We start from the raw sequence: 2,952 nt of genomic DNA on the forward strand, positions 1-2,952 counted from the left end.
TCCAATATGGTACTCCACGACGAGGCGGGCAAGATCGGTCTGAGCATCACTCCTGCAGAGACCTTTGACCTTATCCAAGGTCAGAATGTCTCGCCCATCATCCGTCAGCAATTTACGGATCCCAATACAGGAGAGTTCAATAGAGCACAGCTTCTTACGTTCCTCAAGCAGCTCAATACGAAGGAGAATTACAGCCCTGAGCAGCAGTCGCAGATCGACCAGATGCGGAGCATGTGGGCTGAGACGGAGACCCAAGTGAGAGACCTCCGACTCCAGGAGAAGTATCTCGGACTCCTCTCTAAGGCTATCGTAGCGAATAAGCTCGAGGTGGCTCGCGAGACCGAGTACAATAAGACGGTCCAGAACCTCACCTACGTTGGTCGCCGCACGATCGCTCTGCCTGACTCCGCTGTCACGGTAGCTGATGCGGAGATCAAGGACTACTACAATGCGCACAAGGACTACTTCCGCACCGATGCCGGAGCTCACGTGGATGTCATCTACGCTTCCATCGACCCCTCTGACGCAGACTACAAGGCTGCCGAGGAGGATATCCGGTCCGCGCGAGAGGAGCTGATCGCCGGTAAGGATCCCGCTCTCGTGCTCTCCGACTACAGTGATGTGCCCTACGTTGACACCTACATCACCGCCGAGGATATCAATACGCCCTCCATGCCTACGGAGATCGCCAACTTCATCACCACCGCTGAGGTGGGTGCTGTCAGCGAGATCGTACCGCAGGACAAGAACTTCCTCGTCGCTAAGGTCATCAGCCGTAAGCAGGCTCCGGAGTCTCTGCTCGTAAGCCACATCGTACTCCCGCCCGCCGGCACACCCAATGCCCCCGAGGTGAATGCTGACAGTCTCCTCACCGCCCTCAAGGCTGCGCCCGAGACCTTTGCCACAGCTGCCCAGACCTACTCCCTTGACCGCAACTCCTCCGCGCAGGGCGGTCAGATCGGCTGGCTCACCGAGGCGATGGCATCCAATTACATCGGTCAGGACTTTGCTCAGGCTATCTACTCCGCTCAGGTGGGAGTCCCCTTCGCCTTTACCTCCAAGTATGGTGAGCACATCATCCTTGTCTCTGAGGCAAAGCCAGTGGTGGATAAGTTTAAGGTCGCCCTTGCAGCCAAGGAGGTGACTGCCTCCACGGAGACGCAGACAAGGATCTACAATAACCTCAGCTCCTTCCTGACTTCAAATAAGGATAAGGATCTGACTCAGGAGGCTCTCAACGCCGGCTACCAGGTACTCCAGGATCAGCTGATCTCCTCCTCTCAGCCCTCCATTGCCCCTGGCATCAGCAACAGCCGCGACATCGTCACCTGGACGATGCAGAATAAGGAGGGGACGATCTCTCCGATCAAGGAGGCCGATGAGAAGTACGTCGTCACCCGTGTCGGTAAGAAGTTTGCCGAGGGCTTCATGCCCATAGACGTGGTGAAGGATCAGATCTCTGCACTCCTCGCCAATCAGAAGAAGGCTGACCTCCTCTACGATCAGATGATGAGCGCTGACCACTCGTCACTTGACGCCTACGCAAGTGCCATCGGCTCATCGGTCGACTCACTCAGCTTCGTCAAGTACAGCACCACCAGACTCGAGAGCCTCGGTGTGGAGCCGGCCATCAACTCTGCTGCCGCTGTCGCAGGGCTGAACACCCCGACCCCTGTCAAGGGTCTCAATGGCGTCTACCTCATCAATGTTCTCTCCAGGGAGGCTGACGCTCAGGCAAACGACGCAACTGCGATCAAGTCTTCACTGGAGCGCTCACTGCAGGGCATGATCCGTGCAACGGCACTCCAGACGGTCATCTCCAAGGCTAAGATCTCTGACAACAGATACAACTTCTTCTAAACCTTAGACCAAGTCCTTAAATAGAAAGAGCGACCTTCCTACAAAGGGAGGTCGCTCTTCTTTTTCTACCCAAGCAATTACCAGGCGGCTCAATACGACAAAAGCCACGCCGGGAGGGCGATCCCGGCGTGGCTATGAGGGGTGACTGAGTTGGGATTCGAACCCAAGACCCACAGCTTAGAAGGCTGTTGCTCTATCCAACTGAGCTACTCAGCCAGAGAGTGACCTCGTCACTCATTGACCGTGCAAAGGTACGATATTTAGCTCAAAAGTCTAAGCCTATGGTCCGCCAACTGCAACAATATAAGAGAGCACCACGGACTGACCGAAGTGCTCTCCTGCATCAAGAGTTGGAGTACGGGGATTCGAACCTCGACAGACAGAACCAAAACCTGTAGTGCTACCATTACACCATACTCCAGTCTGATATTGACGCAAAGGTACTGAAAAAGGGGCAAGGCGGCAAGGTGAAAATCTTGGCTCCCGGGCATTTTTTTGCTACCTTTGCGGCGTCTTCGGGTGTTTTTCATCCGCCGGTTCGCTAGCTCAGTTGGTAGAGCACAACACTTTTAATGTTGGGGTCTCGGGTTCGAGCCCCGAGCGAGCCACCAGCAAGGAGAGAGTTGACCTCATGGTCGGCTCTCTCTTTTTGCTTAAGCAAACGCCCTAATGGTGGGATCTGAGGCTGGTGTGCTTACAGACTCCAGCCTCGCAGTTGCTCAGTGAGGAGTAAGGCTGACGCGTTTGAGAGTCGTTTTTCATCAGCCTGACGGCATCCGCAAGGATGTCCGCTCCATAGGCATCGGTCGAGCCACGAAGTGGCGAAGACCGATGTGTGAGAGTTTATTTCGTGTCCCGCCCCCGTGCGGGTCGCCGTCACATCGGAGATGAGCGATAAGAGATCTTTGCATAATACCCCATCCGCTTGCCTGGCGCCAGTCTCTCTGACGGGCATCAGGCGGTTTACTGTAGAGCTCAGACGTGTCAGCCTTGCACCCCCAAACTAAACCCGGTTTTAGTCATCACTATTACCGGGTTTAGTGATCACTAAACCCGGGTTTAGAATTCACCGAACTCCATCCAGCTCGATAC

At 55.1% G+C, this 2,952-nt stretch carries 1 protein-coding gene and 3 tRNA genes; 2 read left to right on the plus strand and 2 right to left on the minus strand.

Annotated elements, in window-relative coordinates:
• The coding region (locus Q0F21_RS06835; RefSeq protein WP_297238561.1) for a peptidylprolyl isomerase at positions 1 to 1,860 on the plus strand (1,860 nt) is incomplete at its 5' end.
• A gap of 142 nt (positions 1,861 to 2,002) precedes the next feature.
• Here the strand turns inward: Q0F21_RS06835 and Q0F21_RS06840 are convergent.
• A tRNA-Arg gene (locus tag Q0F21_RS06840) sits at positions 2,003 to 2,076 on the minus strand.
• A 134-nt stretch (positions 2,077 to 2,210) separates the two neighbouring features.
• Positions 2,211 to 2,281, minus strand: a tRNA-Gln gene (locus Q0F21_RS06845).
• 114 nt (positions 2,282 to 2,395) lie between these two features.
• Between Q0F21_RS06845 and Q0F21_RS06850 the strand changes: the two genes are divergently transcribed.
• Positions 2,396 to 2,471 (plus strand) — tRNA-Lys (locus Q0F21_RS06850).
• Positions 2,472 to 2,952: the final 481 nt, after the last annotated feature.

The organism is uncultured Porphyromonas sp. (assembly GCF_934359325.1).
GTDB lineage: Bacteria > Bacteroidota > Bacteroidia > Bacteroidales > Porphyromonadaceae > Porphyromonas_A.